15 protein-coding genes are annotated in these 19,382 nt (G+C 60.7%); 10 read left to right on the top strand and 5 right to left on the bottom strand.

All coding sequences use genetic code 11. From position 1 onward, the window contains the following. Window positions 1–272: 272 nt before the first annotated feature. Window positions 273–2,072: a hypothetical protein gene (locus tag ABEG21_RS25485; protein WP_347558387.1), complete on the top strand. Its 1,800-nt coding sequence runs from the start codon at window positions 273–275 to the stop codon at window positions 2,070–2,072. Between the two features lie 166 nt (window positions 2,073–2,238). Further along, a complete protein-coding gene (locus tag ABEG21_RS25480) occupies window positions 2,239–4,323 on the top strand; it encodes a hypothetical protein (RefSeq protein ID WP_347558386.1) in 2,085 nt (694 codons plus the stop codon). 954 nt (window positions 4,324–5,277) lie between these two features. On the opposite strand, the gene ABEG21_RS25475 is transcribed toward ABEG21_RS25480, so the two are convergent. The 3 genes from ABEG21_RS25475 to ABEG21_RS25465 form a co-directional block, all read right to left on the bottom strand. After that, complete coding sequence (locus ABEG21_RS25475; protein WP_347558385.1) at window positions 5,278–6,525, bottom strand: beta-propeller fold lactonase family protein; 1,248 nt, start codon at window positions 6,523–6,525, stop codon at window positions 5,278–5,280. A gap of 199 nt (window positions 6,526–6,724) precedes the next feature. After that, complete coding sequence (locus ABEG21_RS25470) at window positions 6,725–8,068, bottom strand: MFS transporter (RefSeq protein ID WP_347558384.1); 1,344 nt, start codon at window positions 8,066–8,068, stop codon at window positions 6,725–6,727. Window positions 8,069–8,096: 28 nt separating this feature from the next. Then, complete coding sequence (locus ABEG21_RS25465; protein ID WP_347558383.1) at window positions 8,097–8,879, bottom strand: XRE family transcriptional regulator; 783 nt, start codon at window positions 8,877–8,879, stop codon at window positions 8,097–8,099. 266 nt (window positions 8,880–9,145) lie between these two features. Between ABEG21_RS25465 and ABEG21_RS25460 the strand changes: the two genes are divergently transcribed. Beyond that, complete coding sequence (locus ABEG21_RS25460) at window positions 9,146–10,450, top strand: LLM class flavin-dependent oxidoreductase (protein WP_347559099.1); 1,305 nt, start codon at window positions 9,146–9,148, stop codon at window positions 10,448–10,450. A gap of 100 nt (window positions 10,451–10,550) precedes the next feature. Here the strand turns inward: ABEG21_RS25460 and ABEG21_RS25455 are convergent, their stop codons facing one another. Next, window positions 10,551–10,811, bottom strand: coding sequence for a hypothetical protein (locus ABEG21_RS25455; RefSeq protein WP_347558382.1), 261 nt, complete (start codon window positions 10,809–10,811; stop codon window positions 10,551–10,553). A 399-nt stretch (window positions 10,812–11,210) separates the two neighbouring features. Here ABEG21_RS25455 and ABEG21_RS25450 point away from each other — a divergent pair, with 399 nt between their 5' ends. Continuing rightward, a complete protein-coding gene (locus tag ABEG21_RS25450; protein ID WP_347558381.1) occupies window positions 11,211–11,681 on the top strand; it encodes an Rrf2 family transcriptional regulator in 471 nt (156 codons plus the stop codon). Window positions 11,682–11,735: 54 nt separating this feature from the next. Here ABEG21_RS25450 and ABEG21_RS25445 read toward each other — a convergent pair whose 3' ends face one another. Next, window positions 11,736–12,488 (bottom strand): GntR family transcriptional regulator, encoded by a 753-nt coding sequence (locus ABEG21_RS25445; protein WP_347558380.1) that lies wholly within the window; start codon window positions 12,486–12,488, stop codon window positions 11,736–11,738. Between the two features lie 525 nt (window positions 12,489–13,013). Here ABEG21_RS25445 and ABEG21_RS25440 point away from each other — a divergent pair. The 6 genes from ABEG21_RS25440 (at window position 13,014) to ABEG21_RS25415 (ending at window position 19,322) form a co-directional block, all read left to right on the top strand. Continuing rightward, the gene (locus ABEG21_RS25440) at window positions 13,014–13,835 is read left to right on the top strand and encodes an ABC transporter permease (RefSeq protein WP_347558379.1); all 822 of its coding nucleotides are present in this window, start codon (window positions 13,014–13,016) and stop codon (window positions 13,833–13,835) included. Beyond that, window positions 13,835–14,602, top strand: coding sequence for an ABC transporter permease subunit (locus ABEG21_RS25435; RefSeq protein ID WP_347558378.1), 768 nt, complete (start codon window positions 13,835–13,837; stop codon window positions 14,600–14,602). The genes ABEG21_RS25440 and ABEG21_RS25435 overlap by 1 nt, the downstream gene beginning before the upstream one ends. Window positions 14,603–14,724: 122 nt before the next feature. Beyond that, window positions 14,725–15,798: an ABC transporter substrate-binding protein gene (locus ABEG21_RS25430; RefSeq protein WP_347558377.1), complete on the top strand. Its 1,074-nt coding sequence runs from the start codon at window positions 14,725–14,727 to the stop codon at window positions 15,796–15,798. A gap of 1 nt (window position 15,799) precedes the next feature. Next, window positions 15,800–16,612, top strand: coding sequence for an ABC transporter ATP-binding protein (locus ABEG21_RS25425; protein ID WP_347558376.1), 813 nt, complete (start codon window positions 15,800–15,802; stop codon window positions 16,610–16,612). Between the two features lie 38 nt (window positions 16,613–16,650). Beyond that, complete coding sequence (locus ABEG21_RS25420) at window positions 16,651–18,105, top strand: MmgE/PrpD family protein (protein ID WP_347558375.1); 1,455 nt, start codon at window positions 16,651–16,653, stop codon at window positions 18,103–18,105. A 53-nt stretch (window positions 18,106–18,158) separates the two neighbouring features. Next, the gene (locus ABEG21_RS25415) at window positions 18,159–19,322 is read left to right on the top strand and encodes a DSD1 family PLP-dependent enzyme (RefSeq protein ID WP_347558374.1); all 1,164 of its coding nucleotides are present in this window, start codon (window positions 18,159–18,161) and stop codon (window positions 19,320–19,322) included. The last annotated feature ends 60 nt before the right edge of the window (window positions 19,323–19,382 follow it).

Below are 19,382 nucleotides of genomic sequence, written 5' to 3'. Positions count from 1 at the left end.
TGCAAGGAAGAAGTGAAGACGTCACGTATATTCGGCGAAGCGATATACGGGGGTGGCGTGTCATGGACAGCGGCGACAGGACGGCATGCATCACAGCCTATCGCGATGACTACGGCGGTGGTTGCGATAGTGTTATCGATATACAACACCACACAGCGAGTCCAGGGTGTCGGCGAATTGTCCTAAGCCACGACATCGTGCCTTTCGTACCGGCCAAGTCGGTTCAGTCGACTCAGCCGCCGCATCGAACGCCAGGTAGTCCGATAATGCAGATGCCGCCGGATATATGGCGTCTCATTATCACGCATCTTCCCGCATCCGAAGCGATGGCACTACGCGCTACGGCACACGCGGCGCAAGGACCGTTGAAGATCGTAAGCGATGCGCTTTTGGACGGTTGTCGAATGATCGACTGCCTGACGAAGAAAGAGGGCGCCGACACAATGCCCCGTTTCGTCGTGATCGGCAAACTTGGAAGTTTACCGTTGGAAGCGCGAAGCGACATTCTGAAGCGCTACGCGAGGGATGTCGGCATGGCGTATTACGTCGAGACCGGACGCCTGGAGACGAATAAGCTCGCTTTTCTGTCGTCTCTTAAAAACCGCTATTTCAAAAGACGATCCGCGCAACCCGACAGCGAAAAAGGAAAATCGACGCATTGCTGGTCGCATGTCGTCAGGATCACGGAGACGGCCCTGCTTGAGGCGACATTCGATTCGTCCAGCAGCATCGCGCTGATGAATCTCTACGCTGCAGAGATGTACGCGCCGCTTCTTGGCGTTGTTTCCGACCCAGAGGCGCATATCAAACGCGTCATGGACCACGCTGCCATGCATTTGACGATGCTTCGATGGATGGATTTTCTCTATGCATTGGAGCCAATTAAAGATGTTTGTGCCATTGTCACGGGAGCCTTTCAAACCCTTGCACGCGATATGGATCGTCGTTATCCGACGCCATCGATCGACGTGCTTGCGGCGATCGTTCATGCGTCGATGACGATGATCCGGCATTCTGAGCCGGTCAAGAACCTGTGCTTGCATCGAATGGGCATCGAAGCGCGGTGCGTGGCGGAGAAAATCACGCCACGCTTGACGCAATGCATCACCGATGCGATTCTCTTCGATCCCTTCGTCCGCGGCATCGACGTGCCTTACCGCTTAAGTCGACTCCTCGCACGGTGGGGCGACGACGATGGTATCTTCGCCGCGTCTTTGCATCAGTCGTTCGTCACCAGCGTTGCGAGGAAGCGATATCGCGGGGCGACACGTTGGAAGAGTCTGCCGGACGCGGTCCGTTTTGCATTGTGTTCGAACGTGCTGAACATTGCGCCGGATAACAGCGTTGCATACGGACTAAATGGCCGCACCATCATTGATTTTTGGGGTTTGTACTTCGAGGTGACGGGGCCGAATACGCGCCTGATGCTACCGAAAGTCACGGCACGAATCGACGCGTTGCCATGGCCGCTACGCGCGACGCTATGGCGACTCGCGGCGGATATCCATGCCTATCCCGAAAACGGCTTCAGAGGCTATGCCCATCCGGTCTCTCGCGTGCTATCCGCGGAACGCATCGATACGCTATGCATGCAGGCGTTGGATAGTGGCGTGCCGCATTTCGCCATACCTGCGCTACAGGCGACGTTAAGGTGGCAGGTGTCCCAGGATTGCCGGGAACTCTCGCACTGCCGTCAAGCGCCTGAAGTCACCCCCTATGGTGAAAGCACGATGGGTATCCCGTGCTGCCCCGTATTCCCGCAGTCGGCATGGGCCGTTTTCGAACGCTGCTCGATCGCCGAGCGACTCCCCTTCATAGCAGCGCTATTCAGCTACCGAGCGCTGCTGATGGACGGTGACGGTAATTGGCCCTATGAAACGTTGGTCTCTTCGAATGTCGGCGGGTACATGTGCAACCCGACGTCCTCACTGATTCGGCCATCGCGGGTACTCGTCGATGTGTTGTTGCACTACGCGCCGCAATTCCGCGCGCATTTGCCAGAGTACCTTTTTGATTCCGATGGCTGGGAGCGTGCGTTCGTAAAGCGCTTTGACCTGATGGTCGCCGACTAACGGCGATCGGACATGGGTAAGGGACATATCCGATAGCGTCGCTCTACTTCGCTTCTGTCGGGTGACGCATGTATGCGTCAGTACCGCGGGCGATTTCAGATTCGCAGGACGATCCCAAGCGTCGGACTACGCACTGAGACGTGTGCGTTCGCGGTACGCACTGCTTTTGCGCACGGTGGCGTTGAGACATCGGACGCACCACGTATATTCGCGAAAAGAGATTACGGAGGTGCGTAATATGAAGAGCAGTTTGCGGTCGGTGGACCGTTATGACTATGGCCGCCCTGAGCTTGAGGAGGAAGGCGACCATCACGCAATGTACGGCGGCGTGAGGGGAAGAGGCGGTTTGTCACCCGAGTCGTTCATGCAGGACGGACCGATGATGCGTTTGCCTGCCGATTTATGGGAGCGCATTACGACGACGCTTTGGACGTCGGAAGTGCTGTTGCTTCGAACAACCGGGCGGACGCTGCAGGCGCGCTTGAAAGTCGTGACCGACGCGATTATGGACGGTTGCCGCATGATCGATCACGCAGCCAGGTGTCGTGTACAGGGACCGCTGTCCGTGCCGGATATGATCGAAAAATTGATGACCTTGGACGTGGGCGTGCGATGTGAGATGTTCAAACGTTTCGCCAGGTTGGAAGCATCGGCGGGCCGGACACAAACAGCAGATGGCACGGTGGAGAAGCCGAAAAGTGTGGAGGCGCTCAGCGATCGGTACTTACTGAAGCGTTCGGGGGCGGCCGGGGGGCAAGACGCGCTAGCAGCGCACGCCTGGCGTCGTGCCGTCGATAAGACCAAGGTCGATTTGCGCGCCGTCACGATTGGTGTGTCCTGCGGTGAAGCGCTTATGAATCTATACGTGGCGGAAATGTATGCGCCGCTGTTGTCTGTCATCGCTGATCCACGGGTCCACGTCAAACAAGTGATGGCAGAGGCGTTTGGCACATTATCGCGGCTCCAATGGGCCGAGTTCCTTTTTTGTTTAAGCCGGATTAGATCTGTCGACGTTTCCATTCAAACGGCACAAATGGTACTTGTGGACGATTTCGATGCCAGTTATCCGACGCCTCGTCCCACCGTTCTCGCGTCGATTGTCTATGCCGCTATGTTGTACATTCGACCTGTATCGGTTCGGGAATGGTGTCTCAATCATTGCGGCATTACCCCCCAGCGTCTGGCGACGGAAGTTATTCCGCGAATCACGTTGACGTTCGTCGATCATAGTGCGCGCTGTTTGGGAGTCGCTGGATTCTACTTGCGTATCCGCTCGACTTTGCGTTTGTTGGTCCATCAGTTGGGAAGCGATGACCCTGAATTTGCTGCTCGGTTGCATCGATACTTTCTGGCCACCTTTGCCGAAAAATCGTGTTCGGAGGGGACCCGATGGAGGAGCTTGCCTCGATCCGTCCGTGCCGACATGACGATGAAAGTATTAGACCTTCTGCCCAGTGTGTGTGAGCTATATGATATCAAAGGGCGTGACGTCGCCGCGATTTGGAGCGCTTATTTCGGTGTTTTCGATCCGAACGAAGTGGTGCTCCCCGCTGGGGTCGCGAGCGATATCGATGTCTTGCCTTGGCCGTTGCAAGCGACGCTATGGCGGCTGGTTGCGGATCGGCATGCGGATCCGCAATGTGCTTTCGATGGACGTGCGAAGAAGGTGTACCACAATCTGACGGTCGAACGCGTCGATGCCTTATGTGCCAAGGCGCTGGAGGATGCACGTCCGGCATTGGCGATACCTGCTTTGCAGGCGGCGCTAAAGTGGGAGGTGACACGGGCGTGTGCCGCACAGTCGGGAAGCCTGCCCGGCTCCGCCTTTTCGAGGGTCCTCGGTCCCGTCGAACGTCGCTTGCTCTATCTTGCATGCACGCCGATGTCGGCGGAGATTATCGATAACTGTACGGTGGCGGAGCGTCTTCCTTTCGTTGCAACGCTATTCAGTTACCGGGAGCTGCTGCTGAAATGCGGTTATACCTGGACCTTCGATACCATGATCTCCGCCGATATTGAGACGTTTCTGTGCGATCGTGCGTCCCGCCTTATTCGACCATCGGATGATGTCATCCGCGTATTGAGCCACTATGCGCCGTTATGCCGCGAGCGTTTGCCTGAGTTTGTACTTGGGCCGCTTGCCTGGGAGTCGGCGTTTGCGAAACGGTTCGACTTGCCGTTGGCCGACGTAATGCCGAACCTGAGTTGGGGGCAAGCCTTTTTGCCGGGTTCCCAACAAATCCCTCGATGATCCTGGATGGCAGTAACGTGTGGGCAGCGTCCCGCATGCCGTTGCTGCCAAAAGGGACTCGGCCTATTCAGCGTGCGCTAACGCGTGCTAAACAGTGCGCTTCCCGTTTTCCGTTTTCGTTGCTTAGTTTTAATTGTGCATGAGGCTCCGGTATAGTTTCTTCGCGTCCGAGGCCTAGCGATCATGGACGGCGGCCATATCGTCGACGAACGGGTACAGCACCAACGAAGGTGGTCGCTGACGTCGTCGGAAGTGATCGAACGCTTACGAAACGAGCGTTTGGATGTTCGATGCACGATGCTGAAGCGCTATGCCAGGGAGGCCGGAATGGCCCATGTCGACGGTGCGATGCATCTGTGTTCAATCCGATCGACCCCGCGATGGGAAACGGAACAACTTTTTATGCGAAGCGAAAAGGTTGGAGCGTGCCGCCGTCGGAGAAGGCGATCGAGTCCTGGCGACGCGTAGTGAAAGAAACCAAAGTGGCTTTGTTCGACTTGACTGCTCACACGTCCCTGTCTCGGATTGCGGCGTCTACGGTCTCTGTGGGCCGTACGATTTCGATTTCTGGGGTCTGTACTTCCTGGTCTCAGATCCGAATACAGCGGGAATTTCACTGCCGACCCGATCTACGATCGATGCGCTATCTTCGCCGCTACGCGCAGTGATATAGCGTTGTGCAGGGGATAGATTCGCGGAAGCACCTAACCGTTCTCTCACTGACACGACGCTTTTTTAGCTCTTGTCGGATGGGGGTATTCGAACGCTATGTCGTCAAGCGCTGGAGGACGGCAGGCCGCAGCTCGCGCTGCCAGCGCTCAAGGCCGAGATAAGGTGGCAAATGACCTCGATATGTTCGACCGATTGGTATAGCGGCATTGGCTATGTCTCCCCGAGCGTGACGGGAGGTGGGTCATGCGCAACGCCTTGTCTCGATTTCCCCGCTCGGCGCGCCTAAAGAATCTCTATCCAGTTTGCCCCGCGACCGCCTTTGACTTGTGCAAGGCGGTGCAGCGAACCGTCGTCTGCATCGATGCGATAAACACTGAGCAACGCGGATCGCTCTCCGCAGGCCACCAGGAAGTGTCCCTGCGGGTCGATGCGAAATCCGCGCGGTTGCGTTTCCGTGTGTGCCGAGTGGGCAAAATCAACGCCATATCCTGTCGCATCGCCGTCGGCCGTTTGCGCGAGCACCGGTCCGGCCGCCGAATGGCGGTATCCCACCAACTGACTCGTCGTGCGCTCGGAGGTATATACGAAACGCCCGTCGGGGGAGAGATGGACGTCCGCCGCCCAGACATCGCCCTCGCGGGCTTGGTCGGGCATAGGCGCAAAGGTGTGGGCGCGCGTTTGCTCGACGTAATGATCTTCCGGGGGCAGCGCAGCCACCGAATGGGCAGGACCGTTGCTCGTATGGGCCTTCGGGCCGCGCGCGGAACCGGGGTGCAGATGGGAAATGGGTGGCGGTACGGAGGCGATCGTCGGCGCGCTTAGCGTCCCGTCTTCCGGATCACGCGTGAGCGTGGCCAGGTTGCCGTGCAACTCGCTCAGGACGAGCAGACGCGTTTCGTCGCTTGCCAGGCGCAAATGTCGCGGACCGAATCCGGCAGGCAGCGTGATCGACGCGCCTTGGGTCAAACCCAGTGCGGGATAGGTCTGCAACGTGAACGTGTGCACGGCGTCGTCGCCGAGCGCCGCGACATACAAATCTCTTCCGTCCGCGGAGAAAATGGCCGCATGGGCATTGCCGAGATCGCCGATGACTTGCACTGGATCGCCATGACCGTTAGCGATATCGGCAATGCGGTAGAGGACGATTGCGTGTTGGTGATAGGACGCCCCCACCAAATACAGACTGGACGGATCGACAGTGAGGTAGGCGAGCGGATGCGTCGTCTGCGTGTGGTGCAGCAAGGTGAACGGCTGCGCGGCCTTGGGACCGGAGAACACCGCGATGCCTGCGGCCCCGCCTTCCGGCCCCTTCGTGACAGCGTAAATGTGTTGCCCGTCGGGGCTCGGGGCTAGCGCGGATACCGCCGAGCCGGTGGCAAGCGTGCCTGCCGCCGACAGGACGCCCGTTTTCCGATCCATCCGGTACAGACCGATCTCGGCGTCCAGCGCATTGGACACCAGCACGTGATACGGCTGCTCGCTGGCCGGTGACGATGACGGGATGGCGTCGTTGGGCGCGGAAGTGGTCATTGAATACTCGATTGGAAGCTCAGGCAAATTCGGTGATGCGCGCGATAGCGGCGCCTCTTGACGTCCTTTCCGCTAGCTGCTCGCGCAAGGCAGCGGCGCATGGCATCAGGAGAGAACGCCTTTAATCTACACCGAAACGCTGAAACTGTCCCGTCGAGCGGGGTTTGGCTGCCGCGTGGCGGCAGCGCGTTCCGCCGCCTCAGTCGACCCGTTTGCGCGCCAGATACAAGCCGAGCAGTGAGATCACGCCAATACCGGTTACATACCACGCCGGTGCCATGACGCTACCCGATGCGTCGACGAGCGCATTCACCACCAAGGGCGTTATGCCGCCGAACAGCAACTGCGAACCGACATAGGTGATCGACACCGCGGTGGTGCGGCACGACGTCGGGAACAGCTGCGACAAGACCGAGCTGACCGGGGCGTAGTAGAAGCTGTAGAAGACGAAAGACATCGCGCATTGGAACAGCGCCAAGGTGCCGAACGACGGCGAGTGCGTCAACAGGTAAAAAAGCGGATACAACATACAGAGCCCGATCACCAATGCGATGCCCATGACGCGACGGGTGCCGAAGCGGTCCGCGACATAGCCACCGAATACCGGCACGATCGTGGCGACGATGCCGCTACAGATCGATGCAGTGAAGGCGATGTCCTTGCTGATGCCCAGGCTGCGCTGCGCGAACGTCGGCATATAAATATTGAGAAAGCTCGCGACATTGCCGGCCGCGACGATCATCAGGCCGATCAGCATGAAAGGGACATGCGAATGGAACGTTTCTGCAAGCGGGGTGCGCACGCGCGGCGCTTCGTTTTCGAAGGCCGCCGATTCCTGGATGCGCTTACGCATGTAGACGCCGACGGGACCGATCAGCAGCCCGAAAATGAAGGGCGTGCGCCAGCCCCAGCTTTCGACTTGCGCCGGCGTCAGGATGTGGTTCAGCGATAGCGCAAACAGCGAGGACAGCATCACCGCGAAACCGGAGACCGAGAACTGGAGGCTGCCCAGCATCGCCTTCCATTTCGGATGCTGCTCCGTCAGATAGGAATTGGCGCTACCAAATTCGCCCCCGACGGAGAAGCCTTGCAGCAGGCGTCCGAACACGAGCAGTGCAGGGGCCAGTACGCCGATGTGTGCGTAGGTCGGAACGAATGCCATCAGCAGCGTCCCAAGCAACATCAGCGTTGCCGCGAGACTCATCGCGGCGCGACGGCCGTGCTTGTCGGCATAGATGCCGAGTACGACCGCGCCTACCGGACGTACGAGATAGGAGCTGGCGAACGTCAGCAAACTCAACAACGTCGCGACTTTGGGATCGGTGGTCGGGAAGAATAATTTCGAGATCGTCAGCGCGAACATCGCGTAGACGAGCAGGTCGAACCATTCGAAGAACGCGCCGATATTGGCTGCCACGATGTCCCGTTTGCGAAGGGACCGCGACGCGGCACCGTGCGGTTGTCCCGACGTCGGGGGCGTTCCGGCTTCGGCCTCGAGTGCGAAAGCGGGCGACCGCGGGGAAAGGCTGTCTACAGACTTCATGCCATACCTCGTAGCGTAGGCGGAGGGACTAAACGTAAAAGTGGTTGCCGTTGACCACCAGCAAGGTGGTGGTCTGTTGCGATGCGTTTTCCCATCGGTAGCGGTGGCCCGACGAGAAGCCGTAGACGTCGCCTGTTTCCAGCAGCAGGACGACCTCGTCGACGAACAGTTTCAATTTGCCGCCAACGATGTAAGCAATCTTGTCGCCGGTCTGCCAGGCAAAATCGGCATCGGATTGCGCGCCGGCGCCAATCTCCATCAGGAAGGCCTCCATCGTCGCGCAGTCGGCGGGCGTGACGCGGTACTTCGTGACATCGTTCACGCGCAGCGGCCGCCGATCGATCGCGCGAACGACGAAATCGGCACCCGGCTCCTCGGCGCGGGTCAGAGCGCCTGGCGACGGTGTCCCGGCGATGTCGGATACACCCATTACGCGGCGGATCGTTGTGTCTTCCACTCCGACTGCGGGCATCGCCGGGGCGTAATCACGCTGTGCGCCAGCGGTGTTCCGCGTCTTCTCGTGGCCAGACGTCACAGCGGTGGCTTGCGCCGGCGCACCGTCATCGTCGAACAGTGCCGCGCCGTCTATCTGCAAGGCCTGGCAAATCAGTCGCAACACGCGCATCGACGGCGAGCTGATGCCCCGTTCGATCTGGCTCAACAAACTGACGCTGAGCCCGGCGGCGTCGGCGACGTGTTTCAGCCGTAAGCCGCGGTGCTTACGCAAGTTGCGAAGCCGGGCACCCAGAACCGCGTCTTCTGCATCGGCGCCGGCGCGGCGCGATAACAGCACTTTTTCTGCAATCGACATTCGGTGCGTCCCAAAATGGGGTATTTCGTGAATTGTTGGTGGACAAATTGGCCAGTTCAACGGAAAAAATAATGTTTCGTGAAATTTTGGTCCGCTACGCTAAGCTCACTGAATATCGTGAGGCGCTGCGCGCGAAAAGACGCGGCGCTTCGACGATCGCTTTCGAATGGAGATGTCACATGTCGCAGCAGGCCTCGTCACCCGATCCCGTTTCGGCTACCGCGGTCGCCACCGATACGTCCGCGCCGTCCGGCGCGACGCGCAAGATGCGCTTGGGCGTGTCCTTGCGTTACCTGGGCTACCACACCGCGGCGTGGCGGCATCCGGATGTGCCCGCCGATGGCGCGTTGCAGTTCGATTACTTCCTACGCAGTGCCCGCGCCGCCGAAGCGGCAAAGCTCGATATGCTGTTTTTCGCCGACGGGCTCGGCATTCGCGCCAACGACGAGCCGGCCGGCTCCTTGTGTCGCGATATGCGCAATGCCGAATTGGAACCGTTGACATTGCTGGCGGCGCTGGGCGCCTGCACGTCCCGAATCGGGCTGGTGGCGACAGCCTCTACCACGTATAACGAGCCGTTTCATATCGCGCGCAAGTACGCGTCGATCGATCACATCAGCGGCGGACGTGGCGGATGGAATGTGGTCACGTCATGGTCCGAGCAGGAGGCCTGGAATTTCAGTCGCGATGCGCATCTCGGTTATGCGGAGCGATATGAGCGCGCCGACGAATTCGTCGACGTGGTGACCAAGCTATGGAGCAGTTGGGAGCCGGACGCTTTTATTCGAGACAAGGAGAGCGGTGTCTTCTACGATGCCGACAAATTGCATGTGCCGCATCATGCGGGCAAACATTTCAAGGTGCGCGGTCCGTTGAATTCCGCCCGCACGCCACAGGGCAGGCCGATCATCGTGCAGGCCGGCGCGTCGGAAGCGGGCCTCGAGTTGGCGGCGCGGCACGCGGACGTCGTCTATAGCAATGCGCATGAATTGGAAAAGGCGCAGGTGTTTTATGCGGACTTGAAAGCACGTCTGCCAAATCACGGTCGTTCGCCGGACGACCTGCTCATCATGCCCGGCATTACGCCGTATATCGGACGCACGCGTGAGGAAGCGCAGGCTAAGTTCGACGCTTTACAAGCGTTGATCGATCCGTTGAGCGGGCTGGCGATGCTGTACGGTAATTTCGGCGATCTGTCGAAATACGACGTCGATGGGCCGATGCCGGATCTGAGCGATCATGAAGGATCGCACGTGAAAAGCATTGCGACGAATCTGTTGAATGTGGCGAAGGAAAAGAATCTGACGATTCGCCAGCTCTATCAGATGGTGGCGGCTGGCTTCGGTGTGCGGTATGTCATCGGTACCGCTGCCGACATTGCCGACGATATGCAGCAATGGTTCGAGGCCGGCGCCGCCGATGGATTCAATTTCTGCCCGGCGGTGAACCCGCAGGGCGTCGACGATATCGCCGAACTGTTGGTGCCGGAGTTGCAGAAGCGCGGGTTGTTCCGCACCGAATACGAAAGCAGCACCTTACGGGGAAATCTCGGGCTGCCGGCATTGCGCTGATCGCGCATCGACCAATAAAAAAAGCGGCCGGAAGTGATTCCGGCCGTTTTTTTTGCATTTTGCAAGTCTATCGCGTCATGGCGAGGACCCGCTGTTCGCCTTACCAGCCGCGGTGGTGATCGCGCCATTGTTCACGGCGCCATTGCTCGTGACGCCATGCCTGCTCCTCGTGCCAGCGGCGGGCGCGCCAGTCGTCGTTGTATCCGTAGCGGACCGGCATCGGAGCGGCGTACACAGGCTGCGGGGCAACGTAGGTGGGAACGCCCACGCCGATGGCCACATCCACGTGTGCCGACGCGGCGGTAGACGCCGCAAGCACACCAAGACCCAACACCGCACCAATGATTGCCTTCTTGTTCATGTGTTTTCTCCTCTGATTCCGTGCCGCGCTGTGGGCACTGCCAACGCTGCCAGTACTGCGCCGCGCCGATCGTCAACTCCGTCGTGTCAGTCATCGCGCGGCATCCGCGCTCTGTCCCTCACTGCCGTGCTGCGATGTGAAGCCAGTGTAGAGCGGACTTTCCGTCACAGGTGCTACGCCATTGCGAGATAAGTAACCTTACGTAACCTTGCTTTCGGGGGGCGCATATGTGTCCGGATGCGGCCGTTAGCAGGGTAAGCGACAGTGTGGCATCGTTGCCCACGTGCGGATCGTCGCGTGTGAGAGTTGTAAGATACGTCAAGGGGCGACGTAGTGTGCCCGAGCGGGGCGCTCCGGCGCGTAAGACGGAATGGCAGAGCGGGCGGGGAGGGCGGTGCAATGCGGGTGACACGATTTACAGATCTGGGCATGCGCGTGTTGTTGTATTTGCATGGGAATCGCGGCGCGCGTCAGTCGGCTGCCCCGATTACCGTCGCCGAAATCGCGGCGCAGTTCGACGTGCCGGCAAATCATCTCGTCAAGGCGGTGGGGCGACTGGCGAAGATGGGACTGGTCGATGCGACGCGCGGGCGCAATGGCGGTGTGCGGCTATCGGAAGGTGCCGGCAGGGCGCGATTGGGCCAGGTGATGCGCGGATTGGAAGGGGACGACGCGTTGATCGACTGTGAAGGCCTGCACTGCGCGCTGCGTGGCAATTGCCGCTTACGCGGTGCACTGCATGAGGCCCTGGAAGCGTTCTACCATGCCCTGGACGGTTACACGTTGGCGGACGCGTGTGACGACGCGACCTCGCACCAGGTGCAGCGGATGCACCTCGCCTTCCGCGCGGTGACCACGGCGCTGCAATGACGGCCCGATCGCCGCGCGGAACGCGTGGCGCATGCGCGCGTCGCGTTCCGCACGCTAGCCGTTCTGGCTGACCTGATAGTCGATGTGGTACTCGGCGCGATAAAAGGACTCGCCGCAAACGATCGGCTCTCCGGCCTGATCGCGCAGCGTATAGTCGCGGATCAGCAAGGCGCTGCCTTGCGCGACATCGAGATGCTCCGCGGTAGTGCCATCGGCCACGCTCGCGCGAATCTTCCCGAGCACTTGCCGGACCGGTCGACCCAGTTCGTCGAGAATCCGATGGATCGATCGCGTGTGCAGCATATCGACCGTCATCGCGCGACCGATATCCAGCGGCATCACGCGCACTTCCAAACTCGTACGTTGCTCCTCGACCAGACGCAGACGCCGTAATTCGAACACTTTCTCCTCGGCCGGGAGATGCAGCGAAGCGCCATGGGCATCGCCCGCGGGGCGCATCGAAAAACCCAATACTTCATAATCGACGCGGCCGTTTTCGCCGGCCAGCTTGTCTTCGAAAGACGTGACTTGCGTCAGATGCAGCGGCGTGCTGATCGACCGGATAGAGACGAAGCTACCGCTCCCGGGGCGTCGCACGATCAAGCCTTCATAGGCCAGTTGTTGTATCGCCCGTGCTACGGTCGCCCGCGCCGCCTGGAACTGCTCGCACAGATCGGCCTCGGTGGGAATCTGGTCGCCTTCGTGAAGGCGGCCACTGGCAATTTCATTACGTACGAACTGTTGAATCCGGGCATACAGCGGTTGTCGTCCCGCAAGGGCTTCCCCTGATGGCGCGGCCCGCCGCATGGCCGCCGCTTGGTCGTGTTGTAGCGTTGAGGCTGCCGCCGTCGGGGCGGTCTCGCCGACCGGTCGGGGTCTTGCGTCAAAAGGAGGCGAATCGGATGTGGTCATCAAATGAATGATCAAATAGACATTATTTCTTTCCGCTGCTAGTCTGATGCTGTCGTTTTCAACGCCGATTACACACGTTTGGTGCGCCGCACATTATTGAATAAGCGTCAAAACCAACAACCATCAACCGCACTATGCAGGACAGGCAATCATTGCGTCAATATCGTGTCTTTTTTGGGATCATATGACGTAACATGCGACGTTGGCTATACGACTAGACAGCAACGATGAATGATTAGTCGTGAGGGTTTTACCCTAAAGCCGCGACTTTACGAACGTGCCATGCGAGGATGGCCGCATTGACTGAATACCGTGTCCTGCAATCTATTCGGTATGCGGTATCGTAATCAGCATCGAGCATGCGCCGAGTCATGCTTCTTGTTCGACCGATCGACTAGTGAGAGCGAAATAATTTTTGGGATGAGTGAAAGCGCCGCCAATTCCAATGCGGGGGAGAGCGCCCGCAGCATCGGTCGCCTTGGACCGCGTGGGTCGCACCAGCCGGCGCTGCTGGGCGCGGCGTCCGTCGGCGCCGGCTTGCTCGTCTGGGAGGCCGTCGCGCGGACACAATCGGCGGTGCTGTTAGCGTCGCCGTTCGCCACGTTGCAGAAATTGGGCGCGACGATTGCCGACGGATCATTGCCGACTGCGCTGTGGGCGTCGTTGGGTCATATGGCGCTGGGCTATCTGATTGCTGTCGTGATTGCCATTCCCGTCGGCTTGGCGATGGGACGATCGCGCATCGTGCATGCGCTGCTCGACCCGGTCGTCACATTGATTTATGCCGTACCCAGCGTTGCGTGGGCGCCATTCATCATGATCTGGTGTGGGCTGTTCTTCGAGGCCCGCGTCGCGTTGGTCGTCATCATGTGCGTGTTCGATATGATCATCGTCGTCGACGCCGGGGCGCGGGATGTTAGTCCTCGGCTGCTCGATGTCGGCCGTGCCTACGGCGCGCGTCGCTGGCAATTGACACGCCTGGTGCTGCTGCCCGCCTGCCTGCCTTTCTTGTTGACAGCCTTGCGCATCGGCGCGATCCGTGCGGTGAATGCCATGATTACTGCGGAACTGTTTCTCGCGACGGTCAATTTGGGCGGCATCATGAAGCAGGCATCGGCACGTTTCGATGCCGCGGGCGTCTTGTCGGTGCTGGTCGTGTTGGCCCTGCTGGGACTGGCGGTGCAAGAGCTGTTGCTGCTGTTGGAGCGGCACACTTGCCGCTGGTTGGTAAGGAGCGCCTGATGAACGCATTGCGCGTGCCGATGTGGGCGTTGAACGTGTTGGGCGTCGTCCTGGTCTGTGTGCTGTGGCAACTGGCCGGCGCCGGATTGGGCGAGGCGTTGCTGGCGACGCCATTGCAGGTCGTCGGCACGTTACGGGACACGTTGCACGATGGCGGCTTCTGGCATGGCCTCGGCGAGATGATCTGGCAAATGCTGGTGGGCTATCTGTTGTCGGTCATTGTCGGCATTCCGCTGGGGATCGCGATGGGCCGCGTGCAGGCGGTACGCGCCATCGTCAAGCCTTGGGCCGCGATGTTCGTCGTGACGTCCGCGGCCGCGCTCGTGCCGTTGTTTATCGTGATGCTGGGTCGCGGCCTGTTGATGACCACGGCCATTGTTTTCGTCGTGACGGTCTGGTACATCGTGTTGACGATGTCCGAGGCGGCGCGTTCAGTGTCACCGAAGTCGATCGATGTCGCGCGCGCATATGGCGCGACGCGCTTTCAAGTGTTTCGCTATGTGCTGCTGCCGGCGCTGCACCCGCATACGATGATTGCCACCCGTATCGGTTTGACGCACGCTTTGCGAGCAATGGTGACGGCGGAGATGTTTATCAGCACCGGTTTCGGCAAATTGTTGAACGACGCCGGGCTGGAATTGACGACGGCACCGTTGTTTGCGCTGATCGTCGTCCTGATGGTGTGCAGTGCCGCGGCCACGCGATTGTTGCGGGCCTTGGCGGAATGGAGCGCGCCGTGGTACGCGGCGTCGCGCAGAAAGCGCTAGCGGGGTAGGCGCATGGCGGCGGCGTCGAGGCGTCCCGGCAAGTACGACTAGGGTAGATGCCGCGACGCGTCCGTGTTTCGTCGTGGCGTCAATGGACAATCACTCTCGAGGAAGGATTCGCGATGTTCGATTCGATCAGCCGTCGGCAGATGTTGCGTCTGGGTTTGGGTGGTATGGGCGGCGCGGCCGCGATGGCGACGGGCTTGTCCGCCGGCCTGTCGTTCAGTCCGCGTGCTTTTGCCGCCGATGGACGCGTCCTTAAAATCAGCACGCTCGCGGCCTGTTCCGCGGTCAATGTACCCATGCAGGCGGCGTTCCGCACCTTGCTGCCGTCGACGTCCGGCTATGCGATGCCCGACGTGCAGTTCACCGCAAAGATCCCGCAGATCGTGCAACAGGTCGTGGCGGGCGCCTCGGACCTCGGCGATGGCGATATCGCCTCCACGCTGGCGGCTGCCGAAGCGGGCGCCGACGTAAAGATCATCGGCCTGTCCTACAACAATTGTTCGCAAGTCGTGGTGGTCAATCAATCGAAGGTGAAGAGCCTCGAAGCCATTGCCGAGAAAGGCGGCACCATCGCGGTCAGCGGTATCGGCGACTTTATGCAGGTGATGCTGCTCGGCGCGCTGGAGAAGCGCAAGATCGACGCGAAGAAGATCAATTTTATCGAGATGGGAAGTTCCGGCGATCGTGCCCGTGCGCTACTGGCCGGACGCGTCGATGCGGTGCCGATGCAGTTGGAACAGGCGGCGGAGTTGCAAAAGAAGGACGCCAACTTCGTCATCCTGGTCAAGCCGTGGGAGGAGTTCGGCGATTGGTACAGCGCTGTGCTGATGGCGACATCGGCGTGGTTGAAAAAGCCGGAGAACCATCGCGCGGCGGTGGATGTCGTCAAGGCCGGCCTGACTGCGTTCCGCAAGGTCGATAGCGACTTTGCCTGGTACAAGGCGGAAACGGAGAAATACGCCTCGTCGAAGGATCTGAAGACGGCCGACGAGGCGACGTTGAAGCCGGTATGGACCACGTTGACGAAGACGATGAACGCGTTCCCGAAAAATATGGAGACGCTGACGGCGGATCAGGTCGCGAAGGTGATTCCGTATTACAAGTCGGCCGGTGCGCTGCGCGGCACCGTGGATCTGCACAAAGTGATCGACCGTACCTATCTGGATCAAGCGCTGAAGGAGCTGGGCTGAGATGGCGCAATTGACGGTCTCCGGTATTTCCAAGTCCTATGCGGGCAAGCCGGTGCTGGTATCGCAATCGCTGGAAGCGGCGAGTGGTGAGTTCGTCGCGTTGCTCGGGCCGTCGGGTTGCGGCAAGTCGACGATGCTGCAGGTGATCAACGGTTTGGTACAGGCGGACAGCGGCCGCGTCGTGCTCAATGGTCAGGACATTACCGGCAAGACTGGGAGTGGGCGGGGCATGGTCTTTCAAGGTGCCGAGCTGTTGCCCTGGCGCACCGTGATCGACAACGTTGCGTTCGGCCTCGAAATCGAAGGGGTCGGCAAAGCCGAGCGCCGTGCCCGTGCCGCCGAATATCTGCGGCTGGTCGGCTTAGCCGGCTACGAGCAGGCCTGGCCGCATGAGCTGTCTGGCGGTCAGCAGCAGCGCGTCGGTATCGCGCGGGCGTTCTGCATTCGACCGACGCTGTTGATGATGGACGAGCCGTTCGGCGCCTTGGACGTGCAGACGCGCGATGTCTTGCAAGACGAATTGATGCGGATCTGGGAGGCGGAGCCGAAGACGGTCCTGTTCGTCACGCATGGGATCGAAGAGGCGTTGTATCTGGCGGATCGCATCGTCGTCTACAGCCAGCGCCCCGCGCGGATATTGCGCGAAATCACCGTGCCGTTCGCACGGCCTCGCCGCGACGAGGTAAAGCTGGATCCGGCCTTCCTCGCACTGCGCCGCGAGATTGCCGATTTGCTCCGCGATGAGTTGGGTGAGACGCGGCATGGAAAGGCGGACGCCGCCAGGGGCGCGTCCGCGGAGGGAGCGGCGCACTGATGGCGCCGCATGACACAACAGCCGTGAAGGAAAGCGTGATGTCGACAGCACAGCAGACAGCAGTGCCTTACCGATTGCCGGAGGCGCCAGGTCGGCTCCTGGCCCGGACGCTTAGCGCGCTGCGCTTCGAGGATCTGCCGCCGGAAGTGGTACGCACGGTCAAGCTGTTTACGCTCGATACGCTCGGTGTGATCGGCGGGGCTGCCAAGGCGCCGGGCATGCAGGCATTGATCGGTGCCGTGACGGCATGGGAAGCGGAGGGCGTCGCGACCTTGTTGCTGGATGGTCGAAAGGTGAATCCGGTCACCGCCGCGATGGCGAACGGTGCGGCCGCGCATAGTCTCGATTTCGACGATCAACACGATCCGGCACGGATCCACGCCTTCTGTGTCGTGCTGCCCGCGGTGCTGGCGGCGGTGGAAGCCGCTGCGGCGGATGCGTCCGATGTCGCCGAGCGCGCGCCGGTCATCGACGGCAAGCGGATGCTGACCGCGCTGGCGATCGGCGTCGAGCTGTTCTGCCGCCTCGGCCTGGCCTGTTATAACTCGCTTGGTAAAGGTTGGCATCCCACCACGGCGCTGGGCACGATTGCCTCCGCCGCGGCGTGCGCGTATTTGTTCGGACTCGATGAGGTCAAGACGCTCGATGCGCTTGGCCTGGCGTTCACGCAATTAAGCGGTACGACGCAGTTCATCGCCGATGGCGCACTGGCGAAGCGGATGGGCCCGGGATTCGCCGCGCGTTCCGGCGTGCTGGCCGCCCATCTCGCCCGACACGGTTTGACCGGGCCGGGGCGCTTCCTCGAAGGGAATGCCGGGCTTTTCAAGCTCTATGAACGGGACGAGGTGCGGCCGGAGATTCTGTTCGACGACCTGGGCAAGCAGTGGCACCTTCTCGACTTGAGCATGAAGCCCTATCCGTGTTGTCGATGCACGCATACGGTGATCCAGCTCGCGCTCGATTGCCGCGCGGACGGGCTGACATCGGACGACATTGTCAGCGGTGAAATCGCGTTGGGGCGGGTGAATCGACAAATCGTGGGCGCGCGATTCGACAACGGCCATCCCAATCCGGTCGTGCATGCGCAATTCAACGCGGCCTATACGTTCGCGGCGGCGCTCGTCGATGGTGCCGTTTCGATCGAAAGCTTTTTGCCCGAGCGGATCCGGGCGGACGATCTCGCGTGGGGATCGCGCTTCACCACGGTGGAGAGCGCGACGATCGAGGCCACCGATATCGCACCGGCGGCGGTGCGCCTCACGTTGCGCGATGGTCGTGTGATCGAGAAGCGCCGCGAAACGATCAAGGGCGCACCAAACGATCCGATGAGCGAAAACGAAGTGATCGATAAATTTCGCCGCTGCATGCGTTATGGCCTGGGTGCGAGCGATACGGCCCTGAGCGCTTTGGAGGGCTTGATCGCTGCGCTCGACGAGGCCCCGCGCGCGCAGGCCTTGCTGGATGCATTCGGCGCCTGTCGCGGGACGGCATAAGCAGCGGCACCGTGCCGAGATCGACACGTCATCACCCATTTCGAGATAGATCAATGAGCGTTTCCGATATCGCGTTGTCCAGCGTTGCTGCCGATCTGCCCGATGAGGGCGTCCCCGATAGCCTGATCGGCCAGACGACGGATGTGCTGGACACGCCGGTCGTGATCGTCGATCTCGACCGGTTCGATGCCAATATCGCGCGGATCGTTAGCCGATGTCGGGAGGCCGGCGTGGCATGGCGGCCGCACTGCAAGACGCACAAAAGCGGCGCGATTGCGCAGCGGCTTGTTGCGGCGGGCGCGATCGGCGTGACCTGCGCGAAATTGTCCGAGGTCGCGGTCATGGCGGACGCGGGCGTTCAGGACATTTTGCTGGCAAACCAGATCGCGGGTCCGATCAAGATCGCCCGTCTGATGGCCTTGCGCCAACGGGTCGATGTCGCCGTCTGCGTCGATCACCCCGACAACATCGCGGCATTGGGACAGGCGGCAGCGGGCGCCGGCGTTATCCTGCGCGTCCTCATCGAAGTGGATTGCGGCACGCGTCGGGCCGGTGTGCTGCCGGGTGACGCGGCTGTGGCGCTGGCGCGCGAGATCGGCGCCTATCCGCATCTGCGCTTTGTCGGCGTGATGACATGGGAAGGCCATACGACGCAGATTGCCGACCCGAGCGAAAAACGCGCGGCAATCACTGCGGCGCTGACCGCATTGACTGGCACCGCACACGCTTGCCGCGCGGCGGGATTTCCCGTCTCGATCGTCAGTTGCGGCGGAACCGGCACCTATGACACCTCCGCCTTTGTCGATGGCGTCACGGAGATCCAAGCGGGCGGTGGCATCTTCGGCGACGTGCGATATCGAAACACGTATCGCGTGTCCGTGGATTTTGCCTTGACGATCGTCGCTACGGTTACGAGTCGGCCGACGCCGCGTCGCATCATTGCCGATGCGGGCAAGAAGGCGCTCAGTACCGACGCCGGGATGCCGCTGGCGGTCGGCTTGCCCGACGGGGTGACGGTCACCGCCTCGGGTTTTTCCGCCGAGCATGCAAAGCTGGAGCTGGGGCAGGATGCCACGCTGCCGCGCATCGGTGAACGCATTGCCTTCGTGCCGGGGTATGGCGACACGACCGTGCATTTGCATCAGGCACTGTACGGGGTCAGAAACGGTCGGATCGAGACGGTCTGGCCGATTCGACCCGACGCGCGTCTTTTATAGCGTCGGTCGAGACCGCTTGCGTCGGGTCGAGCACCCGGCTCGACGGGCTGACGATGGTGG

The sequence above is a fragment of the Robbsia sp. KACC 23696 genome (assembly GCF_039852015.1).
GTDB lineage: Bacteria > Pseudomonadota > Gammaproteobacteria > Burkholderiales > Burkholderiaceae > Robbsia.
This window is presented reverse-complemented; position numbering and strand designations above follow the sequence as displayed.

Excerpts from the sequence above, each read along its gene's own strand:
- ABEG21_RS25440 (WP_347558379.1), top strand. The coding sequence starts at position 13,014 with ATGAGTGAAAGCGCCGCCAATTCCAATGCGGGGGAGAGCGCCCGCAGC.
- ABEG21_RS25415 (WP_347558374.1), top strand. The coding sequence starts at position 18,159 with ATGAGCGTTTCCGATATCGCGTTGTCCAGCGTTGCTGCCGATCTGCCC.
- ABEG21_RS25470 (WP_347558384.1), bottom strand. The coding sequence starts at position 8,068 with ATGAAGTCTGTAGACAGCCTTTCCCCGCGGTCGCCCGCTTTCGCACTC.
- ABEG21_RS25465 (WP_347558383.1), bottom strand. The coding sequence starts at position 8,879 with ATGTCGATTGCAGAAAAAGTGCTGTTATCGCGCCGCGCCGGCGCCGAT.
- ABEG21_RS25475 (WP_347558385.1), bottom strand. The coding sequence starts at position 6,525 with ATGACCACTTCCGCGCCCAACGACGCCATCCCGTCATCGTCACCGGCC.
- ABEG21_RS25430 (WP_347558377.1), top strand. The coding sequence starts at position 14,725 with ATGTTCGATTCGATCAGCCGTCGGCAGATGTTGCGTCTGGGTTTGGGT.
- ABEG21_RS25460 (WP_347559099.1), top strand. The coding sequence starts at position 9,146 with ATGCGCTTGGGCGTGTCCTTGCGTTACCTGGGCTACCACACCGCGGCG.
- ABEG21_RS25435 (WP_347558378.1), top strand. The coding sequence starts at position 13,835 with ATGAACGCATTGCGCGTGCCGATGTGGGCGTTGAACGTGTTGGGCGTC.
- ABEG21_RS25420 (WP_347558375.1), top strand. The coding sequence starts at position 16,651 with ATGTCGACAGCACAGCAGACAGCAGTGCCTTACCGATTGCCGGAGGCG.
- ABEG21_RS25450 (WP_347558381.1), top strand. The coding sequence starts at position 11,211 with ATGCGGGTGACACGATTTACAGATCTGGGCATGCGCGTGTTGTTGTAT.
- ABEG21_RS25455 (WP_347558382.1), bottom strand. The coding sequence starts at position 10,811 with ATGAACAAGAAGGCAATCATTGGTGCGGTGTTGGGTCTTGGTGTGCTT.
- ABEG21_RS25485 (WP_347558387.1), top strand. The coding sequence starts at position 273 with ATGCCGCCGGATATATGGCGTCTCATTATCACGCATCTTCCCGCATCC.
- ABEG21_RS25445 (WP_347558380.1), bottom strand. The coding sequence starts at position 12,488 with ATGCGGCGGGCCGCGCCATCAGGGGAAGCCCTTGCGGGACGACAACCG.
- ABEG21_RS25425 (WP_347558376.1), top strand. The coding sequence starts at position 15,800 with ATGGCGCAATTGACGGTCTCCGGTATTTCCAAGTCCTATGCGGGCAAG.